At 43.3% G+C, this 25680-nt stretch carries 29 protein-coding genes; 23 read left to right on the top strand and 6 right to left on the bottom strand.

Features of this window, described 5'->3' with window-relative positions:
- The first annotated feature begins 212 nt into the window (after positions 1-212).
- The 6 genes from LO777_RS08435 (at position 213) to LO777_RS08410 (ending at position 6940) form a co-directional block, all read left to right on the top strand.
- A complete protein-coding gene (locus LO777_RS08435; protein ID WP_228857068.1) occupies positions 213-1712 on the top strand; it encodes a sensor histidine kinase in 1500 nt (499 codons plus the stop codon).
- A gap of 212 nt (positions 1713-1924) precedes the next feature.
- Positions 1925-3313 carry a sigma-54-dependent transcriptional regulator gene (locus LO777_RS08430; RefSeq protein WP_228857067.1) on the top strand — a complete coding sequence of 463 codons (1389 nt, stop codon included), beginning with the start codon at positions 1925-1927 and terminating at the stop codon, positions 3311-3313.
- A 96-nt stretch (positions 3314-3409) separates the two neighbouring features.
- A complete protein-coding gene (locus LO777_RS08425) occupies positions 3410-3880 on the top strand; it encodes a pilus assembly FimT family protein (RefSeq protein WP_228857066.1) in 471 nt (156 codons plus the stop codon).
- Between the two features lie 134 nt (positions 3881-4014).
- Positions 4015-5292, top strand: coding sequence for a sulfate adenylyltransferase (gene sat, locus LO777_RS08420; RefSeq protein ID WP_228857065.1), 1278 nt, complete (start codon positions 4015-4017; stop codon positions 5290-5292).
- Between the two features lie 75 nt (positions 5293-5367).
- A complete protein-coding gene (aroB, locus tag LO777_RS08415; protein ID WP_228857064.1) occupies positions 5368-6444 on the top strand; it encodes a 3-dehydroquinate synthase in 1077 nt (358 codons plus the stop codon).
- Between the two features lie 7 nt (positions 6445-6451).
- Entirely contained in the window at positions 6452-6940 is a 489-nt protein-coding gene (locus tag LO777_RS08410) for an FmdB family zinc ribbon protein (protein ID WP_228857063.1), read from the top strand.
- A gap of 131 nt (positions 6941-7071) precedes the next feature.
- Here the strand turns inward: LO777_RS08410 and LO777_RS08405 are convergent, their stop codons facing one another.
- Positions 7072-7428, bottom strand: coding sequence for a hypothetical protein (locus tag LO777_RS08405; protein WP_228857062.1), 357 nt, complete (start codon positions 7426-7428; stop codon positions 7072-7074).
- A 241-nt stretch (positions 7429-7669) separates the two neighbouring features.
- Between LO777_RS08405 and LO777_RS08400 the strand changes: the two genes are divergently transcribed.
- From LO777_RS08400 to LO777_RS20510, 6 genes are all read left to right on the top strand, one after another.
- Positions 7670-8818 (top strand): SPFH domain-containing protein, encoded by a 1149-nt coding sequence (locus LO777_RS08400; RefSeq protein WP_228857061.1) that lies wholly within the window; start codon positions 7670-7672, stop codon positions 8816-8818.
- A gap of 10 nt (positions 8819-8828) precedes the next feature.
- Complete coding sequence (locus tag LO777_RS08395) at positions 8829-9158, top strand: hypothetical protein (protein WP_228857060.1); 330 nt, start codon at positions 8829-8831, stop codon at positions 9156-9158.
- Positions 9149-10078, top strand: coding sequence for a hypothetical protein (locus LO777_RS08390; protein ID WP_228857059.1), 930 nt, complete (start codon positions 9149-9151; stop codon positions 10076-10078). The genes LO777_RS08395 and LO777_RS08390 overlap by 10 nt, the downstream gene beginning before the upstream one ends.
- A gap of 101 nt (positions 10079-10179) precedes the next feature.
- Entirely contained in the window at positions 10180-10707 is a 528-nt protein-coding gene (locus LO777_RS08385; RefSeq protein ID WP_228857058.1) for a nucleoside deaminase, read from the top strand.
- Between the two features lie 266 nt (positions 10708-10973).
- Positions 10974-11186, top strand: coding sequence for a hypothetical protein (locus LO777_RS20515; RefSeq protein ID WP_329955690.1), 213 nt, complete (start codon positions 10974-10976; stop codon positions 11184-11186).
- Entirely contained in the window at positions 11168-11755 is a 588-nt protein-coding gene (locus tag LO777_RS20510) for a hypothetical protein (protein ID WP_329955689.1), read from the top strand. The genes LO777_RS20515 and LO777_RS20510 overlap by 19 nt, the downstream gene beginning before the upstream one ends.
- Before the next feature lie 18 nt (positions 11756-11773).
- On the opposite strand, the gene tatC is transcribed toward LO777_RS20510, so the two are convergent.
- Entirely contained in the window at positions 11774-12529 is a 756-nt protein-coding gene (tatC, locus tag LO777_RS08375; protein WP_228857057.1) for a twin-arginine translocase subunit TatC, read from the bottom strand.
- Entirely contained in the window at positions 12522-12995 is a 474-nt protein-coding gene (locus tag LO777_RS08370) for a twin-arginine translocase TatA/TatE family subunit (protein WP_228857056.1), read from the bottom strand. The genes tatC and LO777_RS08370 overlap by 8 nt, the downstream gene beginning before the upstream one ends.
- A gap of 438 nt (positions 12996-13433) precedes the next feature.
- Between LO777_RS08370 and LO777_RS08365 the strand changes: the two genes are divergently transcribed.
- From LO777_RS08365 to glyS, 9 genes are all read left to right on the top strand, one after another.
- A complete protein-coding gene (locus LO777_RS08365) occupies positions 13434-14741 on the top strand; it encodes an adenylosuccinate synthase (protein WP_228857055.1) in 1308 nt (435 codons plus the stop codon).
- A 76-nt stretch (positions 14742-14817) separates the two neighbouring features.
- Positions 14818-15093: a DNA-directed RNA polymerase subunit omega gene (rpoZ, locus tag LO777_RS08360; RefSeq protein WP_228857054.1), complete on the top strand. Its 276-nt coding sequence runs from the start codon at positions 14818-14820 to the stop codon at positions 15091-15093.
- A gap of 73 nt (positions 15094-15166) precedes the next feature.
- A complete protein-coding gene (dnaJ, locus tag LO777_RS08355; protein ID WP_329955688.1) occupies positions 15167-16294 on the top strand; it encodes a molecular chaperone DnaJ in 1128 nt (375 codons plus the stop codon).
- 14 nt (positions 16295-16308) lie between these two features.
- Complete coding sequence (moaC, locus tag LO777_RS08350; protein ID WP_228857053.1) at positions 16309-16800, top strand: cyclic pyranopterin monophosphate synthase MoaC; 492 nt, start codon at positions 16309-16311, stop codon at positions 16798-16800.
- A gap of 153 nt (positions 16801-16953) precedes the next feature.
- Positions 16954-17316, top strand: coding sequence for an RNA polymerase-binding protein DksA (gene dksA, locus LO777_RS08345; RefSeq protein WP_228857052.1), 363 nt, complete (start codon positions 16954-16956; stop codon positions 17314-17316).
- Positions 17317-17322: 6 nt separating this feature from the next.
- Entirely contained in the window at positions 17323-18330 is a 1008-nt protein-coding gene (gene galT / locus LO777_RS08340; RefSeq protein WP_228857051.1) for a galactose-1-phosphate uridylyltransferase, read from the top strand.
- 15 nt (positions 18331-18345) lie between these two features.
- On the top strand, positions 18346-18705 hold the full coding sequence (locus LO777_RS08335) for a response regulator (protein ID WP_228857050.1): 360 nt from the start codon (positions 18346-18348) through the stop codon (positions 18703-18705).
- Between the two features lie 8 nt (positions 18706-18713).
- Positions 18714-19439, top strand: coding sequence for a GTP cyclohydrolase I FolE2 (locus LO777_RS08330; protein WP_228857049.1), 726 nt, complete (start codon positions 18714-18716; stop codon positions 19437-19439).
- Between the two features lie 93 nt (positions 19440-19532).
- On the top strand, positions 19533-21608 hold the full coding sequence (glyS, locus tag LO777_RS08325) for a glycine--tRNA ligase subunit beta (RefSeq protein WP_228857048.1): 2076 nt from the start codon (positions 19533-19535) through the stop codon (positions 21606-21608).
- A 97-nt stretch (positions 21609-21705) separates the two neighbouring features.
- On the opposite strand, the gene LO777_RS08320 is transcribed toward glyS, so the two are convergent.
- The 3 genes from LO777_RS08320 to resB form a co-directional block, all read right to left on the bottom strand.
- On the bottom strand, positions 21706-22137 hold the full coding sequence (locus LO777_RS08320) for a cytochrome c3 family protein (protein WP_228857047.1): 432 nt from the start codon (positions 22135-22137) through the stop codon (positions 21706-21708).
- Positions 22138-22286: 149 nt separating this feature from the next.
- On the bottom strand, positions 22287-23141 hold the full coding sequence (ccsB, locus tag LO777_RS08315) for a c-type cytochrome biogenesis protein CcsB (protein ID WP_228857046.1): 855 nt from the start codon (positions 23139-23141) through the stop codon (positions 22287-22289).
- Positions 23142-23173: 32 nt separating this feature from the next.
- Complete coding sequence (gene resB, locus LO777_RS08310) at positions 23174-24496, bottom strand: cytochrome c biogenesis protein ResB (RefSeq protein ID WP_228857045.1); 1323 nt, start codon at positions 24494-24496, stop codon at positions 23174-23176.
- A gap of 570 nt (positions 24497-25066) precedes the next feature.
- Between resB and rpmB the strand changes: the two genes are divergently transcribed.
- Both rpmB and LO777_RS08300 read left to right on the top strand, forming a co-directional pair.
- Positions 25067-25261: a 50S ribosomal protein L28 gene (rpmB, locus tag LO777_RS08305; protein WP_228857044.1), complete on the top strand. Its 195-nt coding sequence runs from the start codon at positions 25067-25069 to the stop codon at positions 25259-25261.
- Between the two features lie 71 nt (positions 25262-25332).
- Positions 25333-25614 (top strand): hypothetical protein, encoded by a 282-nt coding sequence (locus LO777_RS08300; protein WP_228857043.1) that lies wholly within the window; start codon positions 25333-25335, stop codon positions 25612-25614.
- The last annotated feature ends 66 nt before the right edge of the window (positions 25615-25680 follow it).

The following is a 25680-nucleotide window of genomic DNA, read 5'->3' as shown; positions in this document are numbered from 1 at the left end:
AGCTATAAATAATACGAACTGAACCATTCAAGAATAGTTGTGTAATTTGAAAGGAATCAGAAGGGGGAAAAGCCAGGCACTCGTTACTGATATAAGTGCCTGGCTTTTTTTCGGTCTTTCATTCAAGCAGGTAAGCCTGTTATACTATTTATGAGTAATCCGGCAGATATCAGAATATGTGAATATCGATAAAATGAGGAAGGGCAAAGACAATGAATTATGGGCTGAAATTTCGAATAACCGGTTCATATATTTTGCTTTTGACCTTGGGAATGATATTAACCGATATCGTTATTGTTACTTTCTGGCAAAAGGCGATGGTCAGGGGCCAGATAGATGCGGCAGTGAAAATTCTAGCTGTTGCAGGTGGAAAAAATTTTTCGGATTTGTCAGAAAAAAGGCAGGTAATTTCAAGTATTGTGAATGAAAATTATGTGCAGGTTGCTTTTTTCCGGAACAATACCTTTCAAATATTCCCCGCAGAAGAAAAATCAAAAGTACTGAATAATGCATTACAAATTGCTGCGATAACCGCATCTCCCGTGCTTCGTTTTGAGGGGAATATGTGGGGTGTTTTCAATCCGGTTTCCAGGTATGTAATTCTGGCGCAACCTTTAGCTGCAGCTGGTTTTGTTTCTGCTTCTGATGGTCTGGTTATTGATCTGAAACCATTATATCAGGAAATATATCGAAAACAGAAACTGATTTTGATGTATATTCTGTTAAATGTCATGGTGTTGAGTGTCGTTGGATTGTTCAGAATGATCAAGTTTGTTGTCAAGCCGTTGGAACATCTGGTTCAGATGACCCGATCCTATCGGTTTAATGAAGGGGAAGCTGATTTTGTGGTGGAAAACGAGGGACATGAATTCAGAAAACTTGCCTTTTCCCTTAATTCCATGGTCAGGAGAATAGAAAATGACAGGGATAAATTAAAACAGACTGTCAGGTCTCTTTCTGATGCCAATGATCAGTTGAGGAGGACGAGAAAAGAAGTAATTCTGGCGGAAAAAATGGCTGCTGTTGGAGTTCTTTCTGCGGGAATGGCTCATGAGATCGGTAATCCCCTCGGTGTCATTCAAGGATATCTTGAATTGCTTAATGATGAAAAATTGACTGTTCAAGAGCGAAAGCTCTTCATTAATAATGCGATATCAGAAGTTGTTCGGGTTGACACCCTTATTCATCGTCTTCTTGACTTTGCCGGACACGGTGAAGAGGATGATGGTATTATGGATATTATAATCCTGCTTGATCAGTTGGATTCCATGGTTCGAGTACACAGAAAGCTTAAAAACATCAACTATTCCAGGAAGATCAAATTAGAAAATCCTTTGTTTATTCGAGGAGGAAAATCCTTGCTGCAGGTGTTGCTCAACTGCTTTTTGAATGCTGTTGATGCGGTAGAGGCAAAGGGAGGAAACCAAAAAAAAACTATTAGTCTATTCTGTGAGAAAGGAATTGAGGACGGGCGTGTTGTGGTCATTATCCGCCTTGCTGACAATGGGACGGGAATTGAGGAAGAAAAACTGTCATCTGTTTTTAATCCATTTTATACAACTAAAAAGCCGGGGAAAGGAACCGGGCTTGGTCTTTCGGTTTCATATTCATTGATAGATGCATTAGGTGGCAAAATATGGCTTGAGAGTAGCGTGGGAACCGGAACTGTTGTCCATCTGGTATTGCCGGTGGTTTCACCTGCATCAAGGTAAGTAATCAGGAACACCGCATATTCACACGGTCGCGACTGCCTGCATTGGGCTATCGGAGTTTCCGCTACGCTCCACTTACCTGCAGCCAGTCATGCCTGCACGAATCTACGGCACCCCTGAACACTTACAAGGGTGAGGTAAATGAAAACACATAGTTACAAATCTTGTGACCAGTTACGCATCAAGTACACGTTAAGAACGGATCATATCATATGAAAAATAATAATTTTCAGGCTGTAAAGCGCATACTTGTTATTGATGATGAAAAGAATATGCGTCATATGTTGGGAGTAATGCTTGAAAAAAACGGCTATCAAGTAACATCTGCTTCAGATGGTCTTCAGGCGATAGATCTGGTAAGAAAAGAAACATATGATTTTGTTTTATGTGATGTGCGTATGCCGGAAATTGATGGTCTGCAATTTCTTGTCCAGGCAAAAAACTCTCTTGGTTCTTCAACTGTAATAATGATGTCAGCGTATGGAACAGTGGAAATGGCACTTGAAGCAATGAAAGCCGGTGCCTATGATTTCATTTCGAAGCCATTCAAAGTTGACGAAGTACTGCTTACCTTGAAAAAGGCTGAAGAAAGGGAGCAGTTGAAGGCGGAAAACCGGGAACTGAAAAAAATTATAAAAGAGAAACAGGAGGGAACTGGTTTTGAGCCGATAGTTGGAGAGAGCGCAGAAATAAAAAAGACCATTCAGCAAGCTCAGAAAATAGCACAATATGATGCGTCAGTGCTTATCACAGGCGAATCGGGAACGGGGAAGGAACTTGTTGCAAAAGGAATCCATAAAAGTTCTTCCCGTGGAAACATGGTCTTCTATGCTGTTAACTGTGGCAGTATTCCTGGAGAATTACTGGAAAGTGAATTGTTTGGATATGTAAAAGGGGCATTTACCGGTGCTGACAGGAACAAGAAGGGTATTCTTGAGCTGGCTGACGGTTCCACACTTTTTTTGGATGAAATTGGGGAACTGCCTTTAGATATGCAGGTTAAGCTTCTTCGCGTTCTGCAGGAGAAGGAGATCCATCCACTAGGTGCTGCACTACCGAAAAAAATAAATGTACGCATTTTGGCGGCAACATCCAGAACTCTTGAAGAAGAGGTGGCTCTTGGTAATTTTCGACAGGATCTGTTTTACAGGTTGAATGTGCTCACATTGCACTTACCCCCTTTGCGTGAAAGAACTGATGATATTCCGCACCTCTGCAGTCATTTTCTTCGGAAGTATAACAAGAAATTTGGAACGTCTGTTCAGTATCCGAAAGGTGACGTAATTAAAAAAATGGTTGCTTACCATTGGCCGGGGAATGTTCGGGAGTTGGAAAACAGAGTCCAGAGAGGGGTTGTTTTTGCCAACGGAGATGACTTTGCGATGGAGTCGTTACAACATGGTTTTTTCCAGGAAGGTAATGGATCCGGGATTATCATTCCCTACGGAGAGCTGTCATTGAAAAAAGCTCAGAAAATCCTTGAAAAAAAGATAATTGATCGAGCATTGAAAAAAACCGGAGGCAACAAATCCAGGGCAGCTCATATTCTTGAGATAAGCTATCCTTCTCTCCTCAATAAAATTAAAGAATACGGAATATAACACAGCTACCGGTAAGATTTTTGTAAGATTTTTCATTTATCCTTTCCGAAAATAATTATTGAAGAGGTTGTATTTGTTTTCCGGGAAGGAGAGAATATGAAAAATCAAAAAGGGTTTTCACTGTATGAGTGCATGACCTGTATGGTTGTGTTATCGGTTTTAACAACTCTGGTTGTGCCGTCTGTTCGCTGCATGCAGCACCGGGCTGCTTTTCGTAATGAGGTATTTCAACTTGTGCGTGGATTACAGGAAGGTAAAGTTATTGCCATTAAACGAAATTGCCCGGTTGTTTTCAGGATTGATGGTAACAGATATACAATTTTTGTTGATGACGGTGGTGATAACGGCCGTGCGGGAGACTGGAACAGGCAGCAGGGAGAGGAGATCATTATGAGGAGGTCATTACCCGTTAATGTCGATTTGGCAACAACCTTCACTCGGAAAAGAACAAGATTCAATAACGGGATTGGTAATAAGGCGGGGCGGGTTATAATCTCTGATGCCTTGGGAGGCAGGAAAGAGATCATTCTGAGTATATCCGGTAGAATCAGGGTTGGAAAGTCATAGCCCGCTTTTCCCTTGACTTATCAGCCGGTTTTTTTGTATATAATTAATCTGTAAATGAATTACCGTTCAGTATGCTGTGCATAAGTTTGTATGGTGTCAGTTTTTAATATGAATTTTTTTAAAAGAGGATTTTTATGTCGAAATTAGTCGCACCCCATGGTGGAAAAGGGTTGGTTTGTGCCTTGCTTGAAGGCGCTGAGCGTGATGCTGAGTTGAAAAAAGCCGCAGAACTGAAGCAGATTGAGATCTCTGATCGGGCTAAGGGAGATCTGATCATGATGGGAATCGGTGGTTTTTCTCCCCTGACCGGTTTTATGAAAAAAGCTGACTGGAAAGGTGTCTGTGAAAATTTCCAGATGGCTGATGGAACCTTCTGGCCTGTACCTATCACGCTTGATGTCACTACCGCAGATGCAGCAGAAATCGCTGAAGGCTCCGAGATCGCTCTCGTTAAAGATGGTGAAGTATTCGCAACCATGCTCGTTGAAGAAAAATACGAGATGACCGAAGCCGATAAAAAATGGGAATGTGAAAAAGTCTTCATGGGTGAAGGTGAAGAATCAGTTGACGGAAAATTCTGGGAAATAGCTCCTGAAGATCATCCCGGCGTAATTATGGTAATGAATCAGAAAGATGTTAACCTGGCAGGTCCAGTTAAGGTTCTTTCCGAGGGTGAATATCCTTCTGAGTATCCGGGAGTGTATCTGAAACCTGCAGAGACCCGCGCAATGTTCGATGAGCGTGGATGGTCAAATGTTGCCGCTCTTCAGCTTCGTAACCCGATGCATCGCTCCCATGAATTCCTGGCAAAAATTGCCGTGGAAGTGTGTGATGGTGTTTTGATTCACTCTCTGATCGGCAACCTGAAGCCGGGTGATATTCCTGCCGAGACCCGTGTAAAAGCGATTGATATTCTCATTGAGAATTATTTCGTAAAAGAGCATGTGATCAATGCCGGATATCCACTTGACATGCGTTACGCAGGTCCCCGTGAAGGACTGCTCCATGCTACCTTCCGTCAGAATTATGGTGTGAACAACATGCTTATCGGTCGGGACCATGCTGGTGTCGGTGATTTCTATGGTCTGTTTGAGGCACAGGAAATATTCGATCGTATTCCCACAACCGGTGATGAGGGTAAGGATCTCCAGTGTAAGCCGATGAAGATTGACTGGACCTTCTACTGCCATAAGTGTGACGGAATGGCTTCTCTGCGTACCTGTCCACATGAAAAGGAATCCCGTGTTATTCTTTCCGGAACCAAACTGCGTAAGGCCCTCTCTGAAGGTGCTGAAATCGTTGATCACTTCGGTCGCGATGAAGTTCTTGATCACCTCAAGAAGTATTATGCCGGTTTGAAAGAGAAAGTTGAAGTAAAAATGCAGGGAGCTGCCTCCGGCGACTCCATGTAGTTGATAATTTAATTGATTGATCATAAAAGGAGATATCACCTTCGGGGGTATCTCCTTTTTTTATGAGGGTGCTGAATGAATGAGCTTGTGGTTGGACTTGATGAGAGAAGTTATCCGATTTATTTTCAAAGAAATATCCTGGAAATTATAGGAATTGACCTTCAGAAAAGAAACTTTGGGAAAAAACTTGCCGTGATCAGTGATGAAAAGGTCGCCTCTCTTTATGGTGCCCGATTGATGGAATCATTGAATAATGCTGGTCTGCAGGCGGTTCTTTTAACTTTTCCAGAGGGTGAAAATAATAAAACTCTTGAAACTATAGGCACTCTGGCCAGCGCAATGGCAAGGGAAGGATTTGATCGTCATGACGCGGTGATAGCATTTGGAGGTGGAGTGTCAGGTGACATTGCAGGGTTTCTTGCATCCGCGTATATGCGAGGAATTCCATTTGTACAGATACCGACAACGCTGCTGGCCCAGGTAGACAGTTCCGTGGGGGGAAAGACCGGTGTAGATATACCGGAAGGGAAAAATCTTCTGGGGGCCTTTTATCAACCACGTGCAGTTTATATAGATATTGGTTTTTTAAAGACTCTGCCGGAAGACGAGCTGCTCGGCGGAATGGCCGAAGTGATAAAATATGGCGTTATCAGGGACAGGGAATTTTTCGGGTTTCTGGAGAGAAACAGACAGGCGCTTTTGCAGCTGGACACGGAATTATTGACAGAGACGGTGTTCAGATGCTGTAAAATAAAGGCTGAAGTTGTGGCGGAAGATGAGAGGGAAGGCGATATCAGGAGAATTCTGAACTACGGACATACTATTGGACATGCTGTAGAGAGTGCGTCCGATTTCAGACTTATTCATGGTTTGGCTGTTTCTGTTGGAATGGCAGCTGCGGCAGAAATCTCTCATGGTATGGGGCAACTTGCCGGAGAGGAGAGGGACAGGGTTATAAAAATACTTACAGACTACAATATGCCCACCAGAGTTCCTGTAAACCTTGACAGGAAGAGAATCAGAAAGTATCTGCTGACTGATAAAAAGGTGGTTGACGGTAGTGTATTTTTTGTACTACCCCAAAGTATTGGCGAAGTATTTATTACTGATCAGATAGAAGAGACACTGGTGGATGAAGTGATTGGAGGTTGAGGGAAAAATGCCTATTTATGAGTTTTTTTGCGAATCATGCAATGTCATTTTCAGTTTTTTTTCTGCAAAAGTGAATACAGAAAAAGTTCCGGCCTGCCCTCAATGCGGAAGAGAAAAACTCTCAAAGCAGATATCAACATTTGCCACTATTGGAAAAGCGGAAAAAAATGAACTCAATATGGCTGATGGTTTTGATGAGAGTAAAATGGAACAGGCGTTTGAGTCCTTAATGAAAGAATCGGAAAATATAAATGAAGATGATCCCAGGCAAATGGCATCCCTGATGAGAAGTTTTACTTCGCAGACCGGTATAAAACTCGGGGATACAATGGAGGAGGCAATTGCCCGGATGGAATCAGGCGAAGATCCGGAGAACGTTGAGAAAGATCTTGGTCACCTGCTGGAAGGAGAAAATTTTTCGTTCGACCTGGCTAAAGGGAGCGTGAGAAGGAGAAGAGAAAAACCCGGGTATGACGAAAAACTGTATGAACTGTAGCAGTGTGAATCAGGGATTCTTTGTAGAAAAAAGAGAACGGATAAATAAAAATCCCTGCGAACATTTGCCGGCTTGTGCTTGTCTGGAAATGAAATTTTTCGTAGTGACGCAGAAAAATGGGAAAGTCCCAATTAATGTATTGTCTGTTTTGTCCCTTTCGTCAAGTCACTCCATACCTTTGCGTCTTTTTTTTCCTGCTCTTTCTGTTTTAAAATTTCTATAACCGCACTCTTGTCTACACCAAGAGATTTTGCAAGTGCATCAATATCATAGCAAGGTTGTCCATCATGGGTATAGTGACTCGGTTTGAGGTCGGGAAAGGCATTGTGCATTGCGGTTTCAGAGGCATCCAGTAACAGTTGTTGTATTTCGGGAGGACCAAAATGAAGCAGCCATTCAACCGCTTCCGCCCAGAGTTTGCTGTCAACTGTCTTGTGCATCAGGACCTGCATTGCGCTTTCCAGGTCCCAGAGATCTTTAAATTCCATTCTTCTTATTTACTAATTCTTCAAAATCAGTGAGTATTTGATGAGTTACAGCCTGTATTGTGATCATGCATTGATGTTACGTCAAAAACTGTACTTTAGCAGTAGAAAATTATATCATTCGAGAAAGTATTGCAACACTCGTGCTGAAAATTCGATACAAAAAGTCTTTTAAAAAGGTGAGATTTTTTACAGGTGCCAGATTGGGTTTCGTATGGAGTCAGGAATTCAAAAAGGAGATGATATGAACCGATTCGATGGTGGAATATTTCTTGAAAATATTGAGTGGTTTGATGAAAGTGGTGAGGAAATTGTCCACAGGTTGCCGGAACGGGGATCGGGAGAAATTAAATTCGGAGCCCAGTTGACGGTACGTGAAAGCCAGGCCGCGGTCCTTTTTTACAAGGGGAAGGCATGCGACGGGTTTGGTCCCGGCAGGCATACTCTCAAAACGGGTAACCTGCCCATCCTGACCAAGATCCTTTCCATTCCATGGCGTGGTGACAGTCCGTTGCGGGCGGAAGTGTATATGGTCAATCTGAAGCATTTTCCAGGACTGAAATGGGGAACCGCCAGCCCTGTTGCCTTTCGGGATAAAGACCTGGGTCTGGTTCGACTGCGTGCCCATGGTATTTTCAATATTCAGGTTGTTCAGCCGGTCCTTTTCATCAATTCACTTGTGGGAACAAAGGGGAAGTTCAATACCAGGGAGATATCAGGATATTTGAAGCAGGTGATTGTTGCTCGGCTCAATGATTATCTCGGAGAAAAACTTGATTCACTCTTCGACCTGCCTGGAAAATTTGACGAGTTATCCGATGAACTGAAAGAGAGGCTCGTGGAGGATTTTTCACATTTCGGTCTCCGACTGAGTCAGCTCTACATCACTTCAATAACTCCTCCTGAAGAGGTTCAGCAGGCTATTGATGACAAAAGTCGCCTGAAGCTGATTGAGGATATGGACCGGTTTATGAAGATGAAAGCTGGAATGGCTATGGAGAAGGCTGCAGAAAACCAGGGAGAGGCAGGTGGTGGTCTGGGAATGGGCATGGGAATGATGTTGCCTGCCATGTTTTCCCAGCCCGGCTCCGGGAGTTCCGGCCAGTCCGGATTGCTGTCCCGGCAGGAAGAAAGCAGGACTATAACCTGTCCTGACTGCAATCATAATATTCCTGAAAATGCACGATTCTGTCCTTTATGTGGGCATCAACAGGTTCTTTATGGTCGATGCAGTAACTGCGGGAAAAATCTTACCCCCAACGCCAGATTCTGTTCAAGATGCGGGCAAAAGACCGAACAGAAGGAAGTTGTACAGATCTGCGGAAACTGCAGTGCAGAGAATCTTGCCGGATCTCGTTTCTGTAATCAATGCGGATTGGAATTAAAGAGATAGGGCACAGCAGGTGGAACTTAAAATAGTCCAGACATGTCCGGGGTGTGGTGCTGCCATAGAATTGCATGAAGACGACCGGCTGGTGACTTGTCCTTACTGTGAACTGATTAACTACAAACTTGATTCCGGACCGGAAAGATATGTTCTGCCGTGGACTCTGCCGGCCCATGTAGGTGAAGATCAGCTGCAGTTTGTACCATACATCAGGTTCAAGGGAGCGGTTTATTTTACAACGGGCATGAAGGACCTTCACCACAAGCTTGTGGATACCACCAGACTGGCAGTGAACGGGAGTCATTTTCCCGCATCGTTACGTTTGCGCCCCAGGCGATGCACGTGAAACCCGTTGTCGCCGGAATGGCCGGGAAATTTATCGGACAGGAGATCAGAACCAGAGAGATTCTTGAACACGCGGCAAAATTGTCGATTCTTTTTTCAAGTGAGAAAGAACAGGCAATGCAATATAGGGAGTTTATAGGCGAATCTCTCAGCAGAATTTATCTGCCGGTATATTTCGCAGGAGAGAAGCTGGTTGATGCGGTTGACGGGCGAAGCCTCGGAAATGCTGAAAAGTATATCAAATGGATTGGAAAAGGTTCGTTGCCACAAAGATTGTGGGAGCCGCGTTTTATATCGACACTGTGTCCCCGGTGTGGTGGTCTTCTGGATGGTGAGCGTGACAGCCTGGTCCTCGGTTGTGAGAATTGCGAAACACTCTGGCAGGAGCACAAGGGGAGGTTTCAACTGCTGAAGTGGAAAGTCATTTCTTCTGACAAAGCTGATGCCTTCTTTCTGCCTTTCTGGAAAATTACTTTTCAGACACAGAAGGGGGAACTGAAAAGCTTTGCTGATTTTCTTCGTCTGACGAATCAGCCTGTCCTGGTGGAGAAGGCTGACAATGAAAGACCTCTGGCTTTCTGGATTCCGGCATTTAAAATACACCCGAAAGCCTTTCTGCAGATCAGTACGAAAGTCACCACGGCGCAGAAATATATCCCTCCGGGAAAAAAAGCATTTCCGGGACATGCCTACCCGGTAACATTTCCCTGGAGAGAGGCATTTCAGGCGTTGAAAAGTGTGCTGGCAGCCGCAGCTGTTTCCAGGAAAAACATTTACCCTCTTCTTCCGGGTTTACGTATATGTTCTGCAGGTTATGCCCTGAGATATCTCCCGTTCACCGTTCGTTCCCATGACCTTGTTCAGCAGCATATTCCCGTCACAGTGGTCAGTGCTGCCCTGAAATATGGCCGCAGATTGTAAACCTGAAATCGTGACAGTTTCAGCCTGCACTTTTCATGAACATTGTGTCGATTTTGAGAAGACCTGTAAAATACCAGTAATCAGCAAATCCTGAGAGATCAATGAAGAGAGAACATAAATATTATATGAGGGTCGCAATTGAAATGGCGCGTCAGGCTCTTGTTGAGGGCGAATTTCCTGTGGGCTGTGTTATTGTAAATGATGGAAAGATAGTTGCGGATGGTAGAAGGCGGAACTGCAAACGGGATAATGGTAGTGAGCTTGATCATGCTGAAATTATCGCTTTAAGAAAATTTTCTGAAAAACAAATCAAAGTCGACCTGGCAAAGGTTACAATTTATTCAAGCATGGAACCATGTCTGATGTGTTTTTCAACCTTGTTGGTGAACGGGATTACACGATTTGTATACGGTTATGAAGATATCATGGGTGGTGGAACCAACCTTCCGGTGAAAATGCTTTCACCTCTCTACAGATCGCTCGATATCTCTATAACTGCAGGTATTTTGCGAAAGGAGAGTCTTGAGTTGTTTCAAACATTTTTTTCATCTCCAGACTGTGATTATCTTAAAGGTACATTGCTGGCTGAATATACACTGCAGCAAAAAACCTCTTACACTGCGAGCTGAAGAATAAAGGAGATCTCTGAGCCTGTCATGGATTCAGAGAGAAGAGAAATGAAGAAGAGTTTACGTACAGTCGGATTCAGGCCCGGGGAAAGAAATGTTTTTTTTCATATTCTTACTGCCTGCAATCTCTCATGCCGTCATTGTTATATAAATCCGGCGCAGCACGGCTCAAATATGCTTGAAAAAGAAAAAATCGAGAGATGGTTGAAGCTCTTTGTTGATAAGGACAGGGAGTCAAATATAATTTTTCTCGGGGGGAACCTACCATGCACCCTGACCTTGCCCATCTGGTCAGTGTTGCAAAGGATCTTGGGTATTTTGTCACAGTCGATTCAAATGGCTATCTTTTTCATGATTTTCTGGAACGGACAACGCCCCATGTTCTGGATTATCTCAGTTTCAGCCTGGATGGACCTGACAGGGAAATTAATGACATGATCAGGGGGATGGTGTTTTCGATGTGTGTACTGCCAATATAAAAAAGGCGGTAGAAAGGGGTTTTTCGGTCAGTCTTATCTATACGGTCAGCAGCAGAAATATTGATCATCTTCACAGGATGAGTCCACTGCTGGATCAGTTGAAGGTTAAGAAATTTTTTATCCAGGTGATTGGTCTGCGTGGGAAATCACAGGTGGAACAATCTGCTTCTCCACTGCAGGTCAGTCGAGAACAATGGTTGAAAACAGTACCCTCTGTGGCAGAAAAAATAGCGGCACAGGGGATTCATGTCACCTATCCGAAAGTTTTTCTGGAAGAGGGAGAACAATTTGAATGTGCCGGCAATGTAGCCGAGAATTTTTTTATATTTCCTAATGGTAGAGTGTACCAATGTCCCCTCTGCGAGGATTATCCGATTCATTCCTATACAATAGAAAATGATCGGTTAGTGAAAAATAACGGGTTGACCGAGGACCGGTTTTTTCAATTGGATATTGCAGAGGGGTGTGTGATGAACAAACTGCTCCAGCCTGACACCATAGAGTATAATGAGGAGGGGAGGGCTGTTTTCAGGATTTCATGTTGCCTGTTGAAACAGGAAATATCATAGGGTTGTGTACGCGACCTGTCAGGATTTCTTCCGGAACAGAAGAGATAAAAAAATTCCAGCCTCATAAAGGAGAAAAAGCGGCAGGGCAAGGAGGGCAGTTGCCATAAAATCCCCTGCTGTCAGAAGAAAGGAAAGAAAGATGATTGCCGCGTAAAAATAGATGCGTTTTTTCCTGAAATAACCGGCTTTGACAAGACCGGTTTTTCCGGCCATTACCATCAGAAACGGGATCTGAAATGCAAGGCCGAAAGTAAGTATTGTTCGGGCAACAAATGTCAGGTATTTACCGAGTTTAGGCAGTGGCAGTAAGTTTTCCGTGCTGTAACTCATAAAATAAGAGAGCATTTTCGGGAGTACAATAAAAAAAGCAAAACACCCACCAATCATAAAGAGGAGCCCCGCCCAGAATACAACAATGACGGCGAATTTCTTTTCGTTACTTTTCAATCCTGGAGAGACAAAGATCCACACTTGGTAGAGGACATATGGCAGGCTGGCAATGACTCCTATCAGTAGGGCCAGTTTTATATAAGCGAGGAAAGCTTCAGGCAGGTTTGTATAGACAAGCTTGAAGGCTCGTGGACTGGCATCAAAAAGTGGGGAAATAAAAAGTGTGGCAATCTGTTCTGCAAAAATATAGGCGATTACGGTACAGCATATAATGGCGATAAAGATTTTTATGAGCCGGGACCGGAGTTCCTGGTGATGGGGGCGAAATACTTCGAGACTGCGTTCCAGAATCGGGATAGTGTTGTGGAGATTGTATTTACTCATTCACATTCTTCTGTTTCTTCAAAACATCTTCTTTCGCTGCATTTTCTTTTGTCACCTGAATGTCAATAACTGGTTGTTCGGGTTCACTGCTGTTTGTTTCACTGTCTTCGTTTTCAGTGGTTGGTGATTGTGATGGATCAGTTTTTTTCATCAGCTCCTTATAAGCTGTGGCAGCCTCTTCGGCAGGTGGATTGACTCCGGGAAAATGATTGTCATCATCGCCATAAGTCGAGGGGTCAAGGAGATTATTTTTCAATGACTGCGCAGCTTCCTCCAGATCAGGCCGAATTTCGTCAAGGGGATTGCCTTCTTCGTTGAAAGATTCTTTTAATCCTTCCGCAGTTTTTTTCAACTCCATGATACCCTTTGCAACGGATCTGGCAAGGTCCGGCAGTTTGTCCGGCCCGACAACTATCAGGGCCAGAGCCAATATAAGGATCATTTCGGGCAGACCAATACCAAACATGAATAATACTCCGCTTTTTTCTGATGTCCGTCCACAATAATTTTCGTTTTCAGACTCTCACTGACTAACACAACTGGGCTAAGGCTCAGCCTTTTTTTCCTTCAGGCTATCTGATGAAATATGTGTTAATGGCGAAACAACTGTAAGGTATTTCAACATGTGTGTCAATGTCGCCGGTGAAAATGAAAAATGACCGGTGTACACTTTTCAATTATGATTCCATCTATATTCTCAAGGAGTTAAGGATATAATATAACTGGTTTGGTGGAAAATATCATTCATTGACTTTATTGATACAGTTTACTATACTTCCAAGTTTGTCTTGTGATAATATGCAATAAAAGTCAGTCTTCAGCAGGCTGGAAATACACGTGGAATTCTGCTGATATGTGACTGTTGTTATTGTTTGTGTAAATAACCTCTGTCAGGAGAGATCAGATGTCCAGTGTGGTTGTTGTGGGAACCCAATGGGGAGATGAAGGGAAAGGGAAAATAGTCGATTTATTAACGCGTTATGCTGATTTCGTTGTTCGTTTTCAGGGTGGTAATAATGCAGGGCACACACTGGTTGTGGAAGGGAAGAAATTCGTTTTTCATATCATTCCCTCCGGAATTCTGTATGAAGAAAAAAAGTGCATGATCGGTAATGGAGTAATTATTGATCCTCGAGTCCTGCTTGAGGAAATAGATGGTCTTCGGGAGCAGGGGCTGCCGGTAACTCCTGAGAGGTTGATGATCAGTAAGAGGGCCCATCTCATAATGCCTTATCATTCCCGCCTTGATCAGGCTAAAGAAGCCGCTCTGGCAAAAAATGATAAAATAGGCACTACCGGTCGCGGGATTGGTCCCTGCTATATTGATAAAGTAGGCCGCACGGGTATCAAGGCTGGTGATTTGCTCGATGATTCACTTTTTCGCGAAAAACTGGCGAGTGCAGTGGACGAAAAAAATTTCCTGCTTACTCGTAAATATAATGCCCCTGCCGTCGTTTTTGAAGAAATTTATGAGCAATTTCAGGAATACCGAGGAAAGCTTGCACCTTTTTTGGGTAATGTTTCCGTGGAACTGGACAAGGCTAGAAAGAATGACAAAAATATTCTCTTCGAAGGAGCCCAGGGAACACAGCTGGATATAGATCACGGAACGTATCCTTTTGTGACATCATCAAATACTATTGCCGGAAATGCCTGCAACGGGTCAGGGTTTGGACCGGCGCATATAGATGCAGTGGTCGGAATACTGAAAGCATATACTACCCGGGTTGGAGCAGGACCGTTTCCAACCGAACTGTTTGATGAGACGGGGGAGAGATTGCAGGAAAAAGGTCATGAGTTCGGAGCAACAACTGGTCGTCGGCGCAGATGTGGTTGGCTTGACGGGGTTGTGGCTGGAGATGCCGCTCGACTGAATGGACTTACCGGTCTGGCAATAACAAAACTGGATGTGCTCAGTGGTTTTGAGTCTTTGAAGGTCGCTACGTCTTACGAACTTGACGGCAGGATAATTGAAGCGATGCCTTCAAATATTAATGAAGCTGCGGCCGTTAAGCCTGTGTACGAAAGTCTTCAGGGTTGGAAAGATGACATTGATCATGTCAGAGAATTTGATGAGTTACCTGTTCAGGCAAAGGACTATATCAAATATATTGAAGATATGACAGGAGTGCAAACGGATATGGTTTCTGTTGGCCCGGACAGGGCAGAGACACTGCTTTTACGAAATCCTTTTGAAACAAAGAGAAACTGAAAAGAATTGTAAACTGGCGCATGTAACAAATTATATGCGATTCTGTTGATGGAAAAATTATTGAGAGGTTGTTTGGATGGCTAGAATTACTTGTGAAGATTGTCTGGCACAGATTGGAGATGACAACAGATTTAACCTGATTCATCTTACGGTGAAACGTGTCAAGCAGCATCGTCAGGGAGAACCGTTTCTCGTGGAAGGGAAGAACAAGGAAATTGTAATGACTCTTCGTGAAATTGCTGCGGGAAAAGTGACTTTTGAGAACATTGACATCCTGCCTGATTTGATGGATGGAGGTGATTCCGGGGCAGTGGAAGGTGATGTCAAAGAGGTTGATACAGTTCCTGCATGATTAGCAGGATAAAAATTCAACAGGAAGATGATCACTTACAGAGTTTTACAGCACGGAGCAAAACTGTTTTATCATGAGTATTGATTATTACGAAACATTGTCAATCAGCAGAAGTGCAGATGGCAGGGAAATTAAAAAGGCGTATCGTAAACTCGCCATGAAATATCATCCTGACCGTAATCCTGGTGACAAAGAAGCCGAGGAGAAATTCAAACTCTGCACGGAAGCCTATGAAGTTCTCAGTGATGAGAAAAAGAGACAGATATATGATACTTATGGACACGACGGCTTAAAAAACAGTGGCTACAGCGGTCCCACAAGTGCGGATGATATTTTCTCAAGTTTTGGGGATATCTTCAGTGACCTTTTTGGCTTTGGCACTGGCAACCGTTCCCGCAACCGCAGAGATGGTCCTGTTGCGGGGAATGATCTTCGTTATGATGTGGAGATCAGCTTTATGGAAGCAGTTCACGGTGTTGCAAAGGAGGTGGAGCTGACTCGGCGTGACACATGTTGGACGTGTGAGGGAAGTGGCAGCAGACCTGGTCATAAAAACAAGGTCTGTCCCAGCTGCAATGGCCGAGGACAGGTAGTGCGGTCACAGGGATTTTTTCAAGTGAGTTCAACCTGTCCCCATTGCCATGGTGAGGGGGAAATTATTACTGATCCCTGCACTGACTGCAATGGAAGCGGGCTGGTTGAAAAAACAAAAAAGGTCGTTTTAAAAATTCCTGCCGGAGTTGATACCGGTGCGAGAATGCGCCTTCGGGGTGAAGGAGAAGGCGGCAGAAAAGGTGGCGGGGCTGGAGACCTGTATGTGGTAGTTCATGTTGAAGAGCATGAGTTCTTTAAACGGGATGGTAATACAATCTATTGTCGATTACCGGTTTCCATGGTTACTGCAGCTTTAGGTGGTTCCGTTGATGTACCGACAATTTATGGCAAAAAGAATCTTGATATTCCCGCCGGAAGTCAGTCTGGTGAAATTTTCACGCTGAGAAAGGAAGGTGTGCAGAATTTACGGGGAGGTGGAAGAGGCGATATGATTGTTGAACTGCAGGTTCTCACTCCGACAAACCTCTGCGAAGAACAGAAAAAAATGCTGCGGGAATTTGATGGTCTTTGTCGGGAACATGGCCAGCATAAAGAGCAGGATGGCTTTTTCAAGAGACTTTTCAATGAAGTCCTCGGGAAAAATTAAGTCGGAGAGTACGCATGACTGATCAGGATAAAGGTTCATTTACCCATTTTGATGAGAGTGGAAATGCCCATATGGTTGATGTCGGCTCAAAAAAGGAAACCGAGCGAGTTGCTTATGCGGCGGGCAATATTCGCATGTCGAAAAAGGCGTATGAGTTAGTCAGGAGTGGGTCGGTAAAAAAAGGGGATGTTCTTGGAATCAGTCGGGTTGCTGGAGTTATGGCCGCCAAAAAAGTAGATGAGCTTATTCCCCTTGCCCATCCATTGATGATCAGCAAGGCTAATATTGATTTTGAGTTCAATGATGATGATTATTCCATTAATATATATGCGACTGTTGGGATAACCGGGAAAACAGGAGTTGAAATGGAAGCGTTGACGGCGGTTTCAATATCTGCTCTGACAATCTATGATATGTGTAAGGCTGTCGACAAATCAATGGTTATCAGTGAAATACGTCTTTTGAAAAAGACGGGTGGGAAAAGTGGAACATATATTCGGGACTGATTTATTTCCGGTATTTCCACAGGATTAACCTGATCCTGAATACGTGACGGTTTTTTGTATTTGTCTGATTAAATCTTTTACATCGATTTCTCAACATGGTATTTAAAAGCATCACAACGCTGTCACGGAGTCAGATTTCTTTAGGAGATATGAATGAACAAGGAGCAATTGGATAAATTTCGTTCTCAACTGCTGCAGAAAAGAGATGAAATTCTTGCGGAAGCCGGAAAAACCCTCTCTGAAATGACGGACCAGACAACGAATATACCGGATCCCAATGATAGAGCAACGATTGAATCGGGAAGAAGTTTTGAGCTGAGAATCAGGGATCGGGAACGTAAACTGCTAGCCAAGATTGAACAGGCAATTGTTCGTTTGGACGAAGGTGAATATGGAATCTGTGATGGTTGTGGTGAGGAAATAGGCTTGAAGAGGCTCGAGGCCAGGCCTGTGACAACCTACTGTATTGATTGTAAGACACTCCAGGAAACAAAAGAAAAGTCCCAGGGGAAATAAAGTTCCATGCCAGAATTGCGGAAGGATCCGGTTCTTGGACGATGGATAATTATTTCCAAAGAGAGGAGTAAGAGACCAACAGATTTCCCGGTGGAAAAACCTCGAAGTGGAGGCGGATTCTGTCCGCTCTGCCCAGGAAATGAGTCGTTTACACCTCCTGAAGTATGGTCGGCCAAATCTGATGAAAACGGTGCTGAAGGCGATGGATCAGGCTGGATGGTCCGGGTTGTGCCGAATAAATTTCCAGCCTTGATAATAGAGGGCGATCTGGCCAAGGAAGGTGTCGGTCTCTATGATAAAATGAATGGTATCGGGGCTCATGAGGTGATAGTAGAAAGCCCCGATCATGAAGAATCTTTCTCCGATCTCCCTGCCCGGAAAATGCAGTTTGTTCTCAGGGCTTACAGGGAGCGTATTCTCGACCTCGAAAAAGATTTGAGGTTTCAATACGTACTCGTTTTTAAAAATCACGGAAAAGCTGCAGGTGCATCCCTTGAGCATTCCCATTCCCAGTTGATTGCTCTGCCTATCCTGCCAAGGATGATAGTTTCCGAACTTGATGGAGCAAAATCCTATTACAGTTACAAGGAGCGTTGTCTTTTCTGTGATATAATCCGCCAGGAGATGCAGCAGGATGTGCGGGTTGTCTGTCAGAATGAGCGCTTTATTGTCATTACTCCTTTTGCACCGCGGACTCCATTTGAAATGTGGGTTCTTCCAAAACATCACCAGTCATCATACTGTCTGCAGAGTGATGAAGAACTCTATGATCTGGCATGTATTTTTGGTGAAGCTCTGCAGAGGCTTACTGCCTGTATTCCCAATGTACCTTATAATTTTGTATTGCACACCGAACCTCTTCGGAGCGGAGGAACAGAATATTTCCACTGGCATTTTGAAATAGTTCCTAAACTGACATCCATTGCAGGTTTTGAATGGGGTTCCGGTTTTTATATCAATCCACTGCCTCCTGAAGAAGCGGCAACATTCCTGAGAAAGTCTCTGGAAAAATAAAAGAAGGAGAAACAGGTGAAACGGATTTTGCTGGTTGATGATGAAGAGAATATACAGATAGTTTACAGGGAAGAATTTGAAGATGACGGGTATGAGGTTATATCCGCCATGAATGGTATGGAAGGTCTGGAAAAGTTCTCTGCCAACAGACCGGATATTGTTATTCTCGATATTCAGATGCCGGAAATGAACGGGATAGAAGTGTTGAGAAAAATGAAGATGCTTGACCCTTCGGTTCCGGTTATACTGAGTAGTGCGTATCAGGAATTCAAGCGTGATCTTGGAAGTTGGGCCTCAGATGCATATATTGTGAAATCCGGTGATATCAGTGAGTTGAAAAATGCTGTCGGAAAGTTGCTTGGTGAAGAGAGGTGAATGAGCCGATGAAAGATATACAAAGTCTGTCGGACAGCAGAAGGATCAATATAAAAAAAGTTGGAGTTAAGACAGTTTCCTATCCTATAACTGTGCTCGATAAAGCTCAGCACAGGCAGCATACCATTGCAACGGCCAACATGTATGTCAATCTGCCTCACAGGTTCAAGGGAACCCATATGAGCAGGTTCGTGGAAATACTGAATGAATTTCACGGTGAAATCACCCTGCAGAGTTTTCATAGAATTTTGGCAAAGATGAAAAGCCGTCTTGAGGCGGAGGCTTCTCACCTGGAACTGGAATTTCCTTATTTCCTGAAAAAAAATCGAAACAACGGTTCTTCAGTCCTCGGAAATTACAACTGTTCCATGCACGGTTCCTTTGAAGAGGAAGATGACCTGCAGCTGCGGGTGGAGGTACCCATCAGTTTGCCGATGGTTGAGGAAAAAATCAATCGTCTGCCCGGATCATTCGGGAACTGGGGGAGGGCTGAGGTGTGTGTACGGTTCAACCAGTTTTACTGGATAGAAGATCTTATTCTGCTGATTGAAAAGGCAGTGGAAGAAGAAATTGAAACACAGGCAGTAAAAGTAAGGAAGAATCTTTCCGTTGAGCAGTTGACAAGAAGAGTAGGGGAAAGTCTGGAGAGCATTGAGGCTATCGCCTGGTTTTCCGTCACTGTGCATAATTTTGGTGAAGATTGCTCAACTTTTGCCACATTGGAATCGTGTTGAGCCTGATAATAATATAGACAGTTTTATACTGTGTTCGTCTTGAAAATTACATTTTTCAAAATAACCTGAATCCTCAATAAATAACTCTATCCCATGCGAGACTTACTATTTGAAATTGGAACGGAAGAGATACCGGCAAGTTTTCTTCAACCTGCCTTGGAACAGCTGCGTGATAAATTCAGTCGGAAGGCTGAAGAATTGAAGATCGGGCATGGTCACATTAAAGTGATGGGAACGCCGAGAAGACTGGCCCTGTGCGTGAAAAATGTTGTTAAAAAGCAGGAAGACATACAGGAAAAGCTGCTTGGACCATCAAAGGCTGCCGGTTTTGACAAGGATGGTAACCCTACTCCGGCCGCATTGGGTTTTGCCAGATCAAAAGGTGCATCAGTCAATGATCTTCAGGTAGTCGACACACCCAAAGGTGAGTATCTGATGCTGGTCAGGGAGGTTTCAGGGCAACAGACTCTCTTACTGCTGCCTGGACTCCTGCAGGAAATTATTCTTGAGCTTTCTTTTCCTAAATCAATGCGGTGGGGAAGTTATCATCATGCCTTTGCCAGGCCCATTCAATGGTTGGTGGCACTTTTTGGCGAAGAGATAATTCCTGTTCAGCATGAGGGACTGCAGGCGGGAGATTGCAGCTGTGGACATCGTTTTAATGCCAATAGATTCGAAAAGATCACAAACTGTGATGAATACGAAAAGCAGTTGGCCGATATGTTTGTCATTGTGGATCCTGAAAAAAGAAGGGCAAAGGTGATTGATGAAATAACCAGTGCTGTTCTTGAATCTGATCATATTCAGGATGGAGAGGTACTTGTTGATCAAAACCTTGTGGATACGGTGACTAATCTTGTGGAGACTCCATACGGTATCTGCGGGAGTTTTGATGATAAATTTCTTCAGCTCCCTCCTGATGTTCTCATAACATCCATGAGGGAACATCAGAAATATTTTCCTGTTGTGAATAAAAACGGTTCCCTGCTTCCCGGCTTTGTTGCTGTCAATAATACCAGGGTCAATCAGGATGATTTGACACGTAAGGGGCACCAGAGGGTGTTGCGTGCAAGACTTGAAGATGCCCTTTTTTTCTATAATTCCGACAAAGAAACGCCGCTGGAATCAAGGCGTGAAAAACTGAATGGAATAATCTTTCAGGCTAAACTCGGTACCATGTATGAAAAGAGCGAGAGACTGGTGAAACTTGTCCGTCTCCTGGCAGAGCAGGTCGATTCACAGCTTGCGGACAGGGCATGTCGTGCAGCCGAATTATGTAAATGTGATCTTTTAAGTGATATGGTTGGAGAATTTCCTTCCCTGCAGGGGATAATGGGAGAAGCCTATGCCATAAATGATGGTGAGGACAAAGTTGTTGCCACTGCCGTGAGAGAACATTATATGCCCAAACGTGCGGAAGCTGATATCCCTGCTACTGATGCGGGTGCTTTGCTCGGACTGGCCGACAGATTTGATACTCTTGTCGGTTGTTTCGGAATAGGCCAGATTCCAAGCGGGAACACAGATCCTTTTGGGTTGAGGAGAATATCTCTTGCTATCTTGCACATTATCGAAGGAAAGGGATATGTGATATCACTGCAAGAGACAGTTCATAAAGCTCTGGCCCTGTATGGAGACAAGGTAAACGGTAGCAGTGAAACGGTTGATACCATAATTGAATTTATCAAACGGCGTTTTATTCATGACTGCACTGGAGCGGAAAAGTTTAACAGTGGTTCGGTAAGTGCTGTGGTCAGTGTTGTTTTTGATGAAGTCAACGATTGCCTGAAAAGAATCAGGGCATTTGATGCTATTCGCAGGGAACCGTCATTTACGGTTCTTGCAGCATCCTATAAAAGAATCAGAAATATTATCAAGGATAACAGTGACACCGAGGTGTCAACCGGGCTTTTTGTTGAAGTTGCCGAGAAACAACTCTATTCGCTGTTTCTGGAAGTAGCTGATAAAATGAAAGATTTTATCAACCGGCAGGAATATGAAAAGGCACTCAAAGTCATGTTGGAGATGAAGGAACCCGTAGACAGTTTCTTCGATGATGTTATGGTAATGGCTGAGGATAAAGACATTCGAAGGAACAGACTGAATCTGTTAACTGCTATAGGGGAGCTGATCCTGCAGATTGGTGATATTTCCAAGATGCAGGAATAATACCTGTCAGAAGAAAAGAAGAAAAAGGGGTCATGTTCTTAAAAGAACATGGCCCCTTTTTTTATCCGGTTACCTGGATAAGTGCCAAGTCATAAGGTTATTTTTTCTTTTTAGGGTGGCAGTTACTGCATTTGGTAATTTTCTTCAGTTTTTTATCTTTTTTTGCCATTGCCTTATGACAGGCGAGGCAATTACCATGGCCTGCGCCTTTAATTGTATCCAGTTTCAGTTTTCCTTTTTTCTTTCCTTTCAGAACATCCTTGTTGTGACAGTTGTCACATTTTTTAATTTCCATACCTTCGGCGTAGGGAACCTGCTTTCCATCTTTTATTCCGTGGTGACATTCTGCACATTTGAACTTATCCTGATGCTTCTTGTGGGGGAAAAGGGCAGGCTTTGGCTTTTTGGAGTGGGTTGAAACAATAGTGAGTTCAGCAGGGCCGGTATCCGTACCGGCAGTTGAAAGAATTGCAGTACCACACAGTACGAAAAAGGATATTACACTGCAGGCAAAAATTTTTTTAAACATGGTCGCTCCTCTTTGAAAGAATAATGCGAAAATAAAAAAATACTTAAAAAAATAAAACAACTTCATCATATCCTTTTATACTGTTTTCCAGAACGTTTGTCAAAAGGTTAAGTGGTTGAAAACAGGAGCTAACTACCACTGTGTGGTTGTCAGCTTGAGCCATAACTGTGGAGACCGGCAAGGAGAAAGTTTACACCGTAGTAGGTAAAAAGGACTGCAACAAAGCCGAAAATGGAGAGAAAAGCAATTTTAGTGCCACTCCATCCCCTTGTATATTTTGCGTGAAGAGTTATGGCATAAAGAAACCACGTGATAAGTGACCAGGTTTCCTTGGGATCCCAGCTCCAGTAGGTTCCCCAGGCGGAATTAGCCCAGATTGCACCGGTAATGATTCCACCGCTCAACCAGATAAATCCGAATACCATTGTTTTATGAGTTATATCATCGATAGTTTTCAGGGGTGGTAATGAGCTTAAAAGAGAAGAAGATTCCCCGGTCTGACGTCCGGCTTCCCGACTTTTCATCAGATACATGATTCCCAGTGCAGCAGCAACAGCAAAAGCTGCGTAACCGACAAAGCAAGTGACTACATGAGCTATAAGCCAGTTTGATTGCAGTGCCGGTACCAGGGGGTTGATAGTCTTACTGATATCAGTGGAAAAGGATGCGTATGCCATGGCAAGAAAGGCGAAAGGTACAGCAAATGCTCCGATAACTTTAGTTTTGAATTTCCATTCAATTGCCAGGTAGAGAATAATAATTACCCAGGCGAAAAAAACCACTGATTCATACATATTGGTCAGTGGTGCGTGGCCAAATCCCAGATTATATGACTCTTTCCAGCGAAGAATCAGGCCTGCCGTCTGTATAACCCAGGCGAGAAAGGTAAAGAGAGTGGCCGGTGTACCCAGTCTGGGAGCTTTAAAAACAAAGATGGCCACATAGAGCAGTGTTGAAAAAAGATAAGTAAATGTTGTTATTCCAAGAAGCTGTGAACTATCCATGCTTTCTACTCCAAATAGTTTTTCGGGATTGCCTATGAGATGGAAGATTCAATCTTTTGAGCAAGTTCTGAAAACCGACTCGAGAAATCAACTCTGTTTTTATTTGCTGAACCCGCCAGAAGAATTGAAGACCTGTTATTTTCATCGGTAGTGATCAGCAGCCAGATCCTTCTGTGGGACATAAAGAATGCCATGTACAGCCCTGCCAGCATGAGAATGCAACCAATATACACCAGCCACACACCGGGGTCTCTGGCGACCTGCAGGCCGGTTGCATACATTTGTTTTACGGAAATCGAATAGAGTTTGGATCCATCCTTTACTGTAATGCTTTTCCCATCCTTAATCCATTCAATGCTTGCAGGAGAATTACCAGCCTTGAACCAGAGCTTCGATCGGACAACCCTTTGTCCAATGGCTTCAGCATTAACAATTCCAAAACGAAGTTGCTTTTCTTTCCACTCTTTCTGACGTTGAAAGGGGACAATAAATTGTTTCTTTTCTTCTGATAGTTGCTCTGTGATGGTGATCAAAAAATCCTGATATCCCTCATAACTGGATTGATAAAAGGTTATTCCCTCGTAGGTCAGGGGGCTGTTGACTTCAATGTTTTTTGTCAGGATTTCCCGATTGTCCTTGAGAACAGTGAGTTTACTCATATATTCTTTCGGCATGCCGTTATCGTAATATTCGATTGTAAATGAATCGCAACGAATTTCAAATCCAAGTTTAATGGGTGTTGAATTTTCGTAAGAGTAAATTTTTGAGCTGCTTTTTGTCTCAGGAATCATGACACTTCCCTTGAAGCCAAGAAAATGCCCGATGATTGCGCCAGTAAGAATTATAAGAATTGAGGCATGGACAAGGTACACACCGGTTCTGCTCCATCTGCCTTTCTGACTGAAATAGAGGACTGTGTTGTCAGTTTTTTTCTGGACAGTTTTCCAGCCGTTTTTCAGGAGAACCTTGGATAGAAGAACTGGATCAGTTGTACTTTTTGAGATTTTCCAGCTTTTACTCTCTGACATTTTTTGGAGTCTTTCAGGTTTGATCGCAAGGTTATCAGCATTGACTATGCGCCAGACTCCTGGAAACCTGTCGATGCTGCAGATTATAAGATTGGCACTGAGCAAACCAAGCAGACCAATGAACCACCATGAGTAATACATATCCGGAATATCAAGAACTTCAAAAAACCTGGCCCATACTTCACCATAATTCTTGATATAAAAGGAATGGGATTCTCCCTGGGGGATAATGGTTCCGATGATGGAAGAAACTGCGATAAAACTGAGCGTAAAAATAGCAAGTTTGACTGATGCAAAGAAGCTCCAGAGAGAATTGGTCTGTTTCATTGAATTTAATCGTAATGAGAATTATTATTGATAATGTCGTGTATGGCTACCATAAGTAAAACGTGATTGCAATAAAAATGCACTGGTAGCCTGAATATAAAAAGATAAGATCATTACTGCACTGAGCCCGGTAGCTGACCACAATTGAGAGGTATATATATAATGGGATATATCCGAATAACAAGCACTAGCAAAGATAAGTGATTTTCAAGATAAACACATCAAATTTTTTTATTGTTTTGCCTGCGGGATTGACAATTTTACCAAATCTGTCTCGTTAACAACGGCCAGCTTGTATTTCTCATCAGTTCAAGGGGTGTTTGCTTTAAAGTTCCAGGAGTCTACATTTACTATTAAAATACTGCAGAAGATGGTATCGCCTTGATTGAAGTGGGTGTGGCTGGGCCATTGATTACAGCAATGCTGGTTTGTATGAAAAGCACTTGCCATCGTTATTCAAAAATAGTATATTCTACTTTTTTGGTGGTAAATTATGCAGAATAATCATGGTATCTTTCCATGCAATAGGAGAAGGAGCATGGATGGACATGGAATATAAGGAGAGTAGAAATGGCAAAGGTATGCGAAATTTGTGGCAAGGGACCGTTAACAGGTAACAATGTTTCCCATGCACACAATAAAACAAGAAGAAGATGGCTTCCCAATCTGAAAAAAGTTCGTATGGTGACTGAAAGTGGTGCAACTAAACGGGGCAGAGTGTGCACCCGTTGCATTCGTTCGGGAGCTGTTGTCAAACCGGCATAATTCAGAAATTGAATAAAGAAAAAGGCGAGAGGGAAGAATTCCTACTCGCCTTTTTTTGTTTATCAGGTTTTATGGAATTGGTTATTGAAGGGGTTGAAATGAGTGAGGAAAAAATAAAATTTCTCAGTTTTGATGAAGCTGTGCGACTTGTGGCAGCCATTCAGGAAGAAGAGGATATTGAGCAGGAAAATCGCCGGATATTAACGGTTTATAATCATGATGACAGGGAGCTGTGCTGGTTTGATTATGAGGAAGTTGTTCATGCCGTAGGTGACGTTTCAAAGGGAGATTTAAAGGAAGCTGTTCAGAATTATATTCTTTCACATATTCCGGACTGGGCTCTGGAAATATAGCCGGTAGAGCCAGTAAATGGTCTTTTTCTTCTGGTTCTTTAATAGTTTTCCTGATCAGGTATGAAA

The organism is Desulfomarina profundi (genome assembly GCF_019703855.1).
Lineage (GTDB): Bacteria > Desulfobacterota > Desulfobulbia > Desulfobulbales > Desulfocapsaceae > Desulfomarina > Desulfomarina profundi.
The sequence above is the reverse complement of the archived record's forward strand: the minus strand, read 5'-3'. Positions and strand labels throughout refer to the sequence as shown.

Bases quoted from the DNA above. Each gene is read 5' to 3' on its own strand.
- LO777_RS08435 (WP_228857068.1), top strand. From the start codon at position 213: ATGAATTATGGGCTGAAATTTCGAATAACCGGTTCATATATTTTGCTT.
- LO777_RS08430 (WP_228857067.1), top strand. From the start codon at position 1,925: ATGAAAAATAATAATTTTCAGGCTGTAAAGCGCATACTTGTTATTGAT.
- LO777_RS08425 (WP_228857066.1), top strand. From the start codon at position 3,410: ATGAAAAATCAAAAAGGGTTTTCACTGTATGAGTGCATGACCTGTATG.
- sat (WP_228857065.1), top strand. From the start codon at position 4,015: ATGTCGAAATTAGTCGCACCCCATGGTGGAAAAGGGTTGGTTTGTGCC.
- aroB (WP_228857064.1), top strand. From the start codon at position 5,368: ATGAATGAGCTTGTGGTTGGACTTGATGAGAGAAGTTATCCGATTTAT.
- LO777_RS08410 (WP_228857063.1), top strand. From the start codon at position 6,452: ATGCCTATTTATGAGTTTTTTTGCGAATCATGCAATGTCATTTTCAGT.
- LO777_RS08405 (WP_228857062.1), bottom strand. From the start codon at position 7,428: ATGGAATTTAAAGATCTCTGGGACCTGGAAAGCGCAATGCAGGTCCTG.
- LO777_RS08400 (WP_228857061.1), top strand. From the start codon at position 7,670: ATGAACCGATTCGATGGTGGAATATTTCTTGAAAATATTGAGTGGTTT.
- LO777_RS08390 (WP_228857059.1), top strand. From the start codon at position 9,149: ATGCACGTGAAACCCGTTGTCGCCGGAATGGCCGGGAAATTTATCGGA.
- LO777_RS08385 (WP_228857058.1), top strand. From the start codon at position 10,180: ATGAAGAGAGAACATAAATATTATATGAGGGTCGCAATTGAAATGGCG.
- LO777_RS20515 (WP_329955690.1), top strand. From the start codon at position 10,974: ATGCACCCTGACCTTGCCCATCTGGTCAGTGTTGCAAAGGATCTTGGG.
- tatC (WP_228857057.1), bottom strand. From the start codon at position 12,529: ATGAGTAAATACAATCTCCACAACACTATCCCGATTCTGGAACGCAGT.
- LO777_RS08370 (WP_228857056.1), bottom strand. From the start codon at position 12,995: ATGTTTGGTATTGGTCTGCCCGAAATGATCCTTATATTGGCTCTGGCC.
- LO777_RS08365 (WP_228857055.1), top strand. From the start codon at position 13,434: ATGTCCAGTGTGGTTGTTGTGGGAACCCAATGGGGAGATGAAGGGAAA.
- rpoZ (WP_228857054.1), top strand. From the start codon at position 14,818: ATGGCTAGAATTACTTGTGAAGATTGTCTGGCACAGATTGGAGATGAC.
- dnaJ (WP_329955688.1), top strand. From the start codon at position 15,167: ATGAGTATTGATTATTACGAAACATTGTCAATCAGCAGAAGTGCAGAT.
- moaC (WP_228857053.1), top strand. From the start codon at position 16,309: ATGACTGATCAGGATAAAGGTTCATTTACCCATTTTGATGAGAGTGGA.
- dksA (WP_228857052.1), top strand. From the start codon at position 16,954: ATGAACAAGGAGCAATTGGATAAATTTCGTTCTCAACTGCTGCAGAAA.
- galT (WP_228857051.1), top strand. From the start codon at position 17,323: ATGCCAGAATTGCGGAAGGATCCGGTTCTTGGACGATGGATAATTATT.
- LO777_RS08330 (WP_228857049.1), top strand. From the start codon at position 18,714: ATGAAAGATATACAAAGTCTGTCGGACAGCAGAAGGATCAATATAAAA.
- glyS (WP_228857048.1), top strand. From the start codon at position 19,533: ATGCGAGACTTACTATTTGAAATTGGAACGGAAGAGATACCGGCAAGT.
- LO777_RS08320 (WP_228857047.1), bottom strand. From the start codon at position 22,137: ATGTTTAAAAAAATTTTTGCCTGCAGTGTAATATCCTTTTTCGTACTG.
- ccsB (WP_228857046.1), bottom strand. From the start codon at position 23,141: ATGGATAGTTCACAGCTTCTTGGAATAACAACATTTACTTATCTTTTT.
- resB (WP_228857045.1), bottom strand. From the start codon at position 24,496: ATGAAACAGACCAATTCTCTCTGGAGCTTCTTTGCATCAGTCAAACTT.
- rpmB (WP_228857044.1), top strand. From the start codon at position 25,067: ATGGCAAAGGTATGCGAAATTTGTGGCAAGGGACCGTTAACAGGTAAC.
- LO777_RS08300 (WP_228857043.1), top strand. From the start codon at position 25,333: ATGGAATTGGTTATTGAAGGGGTTGAAATGAGTGAGGAAAAAATAAAA.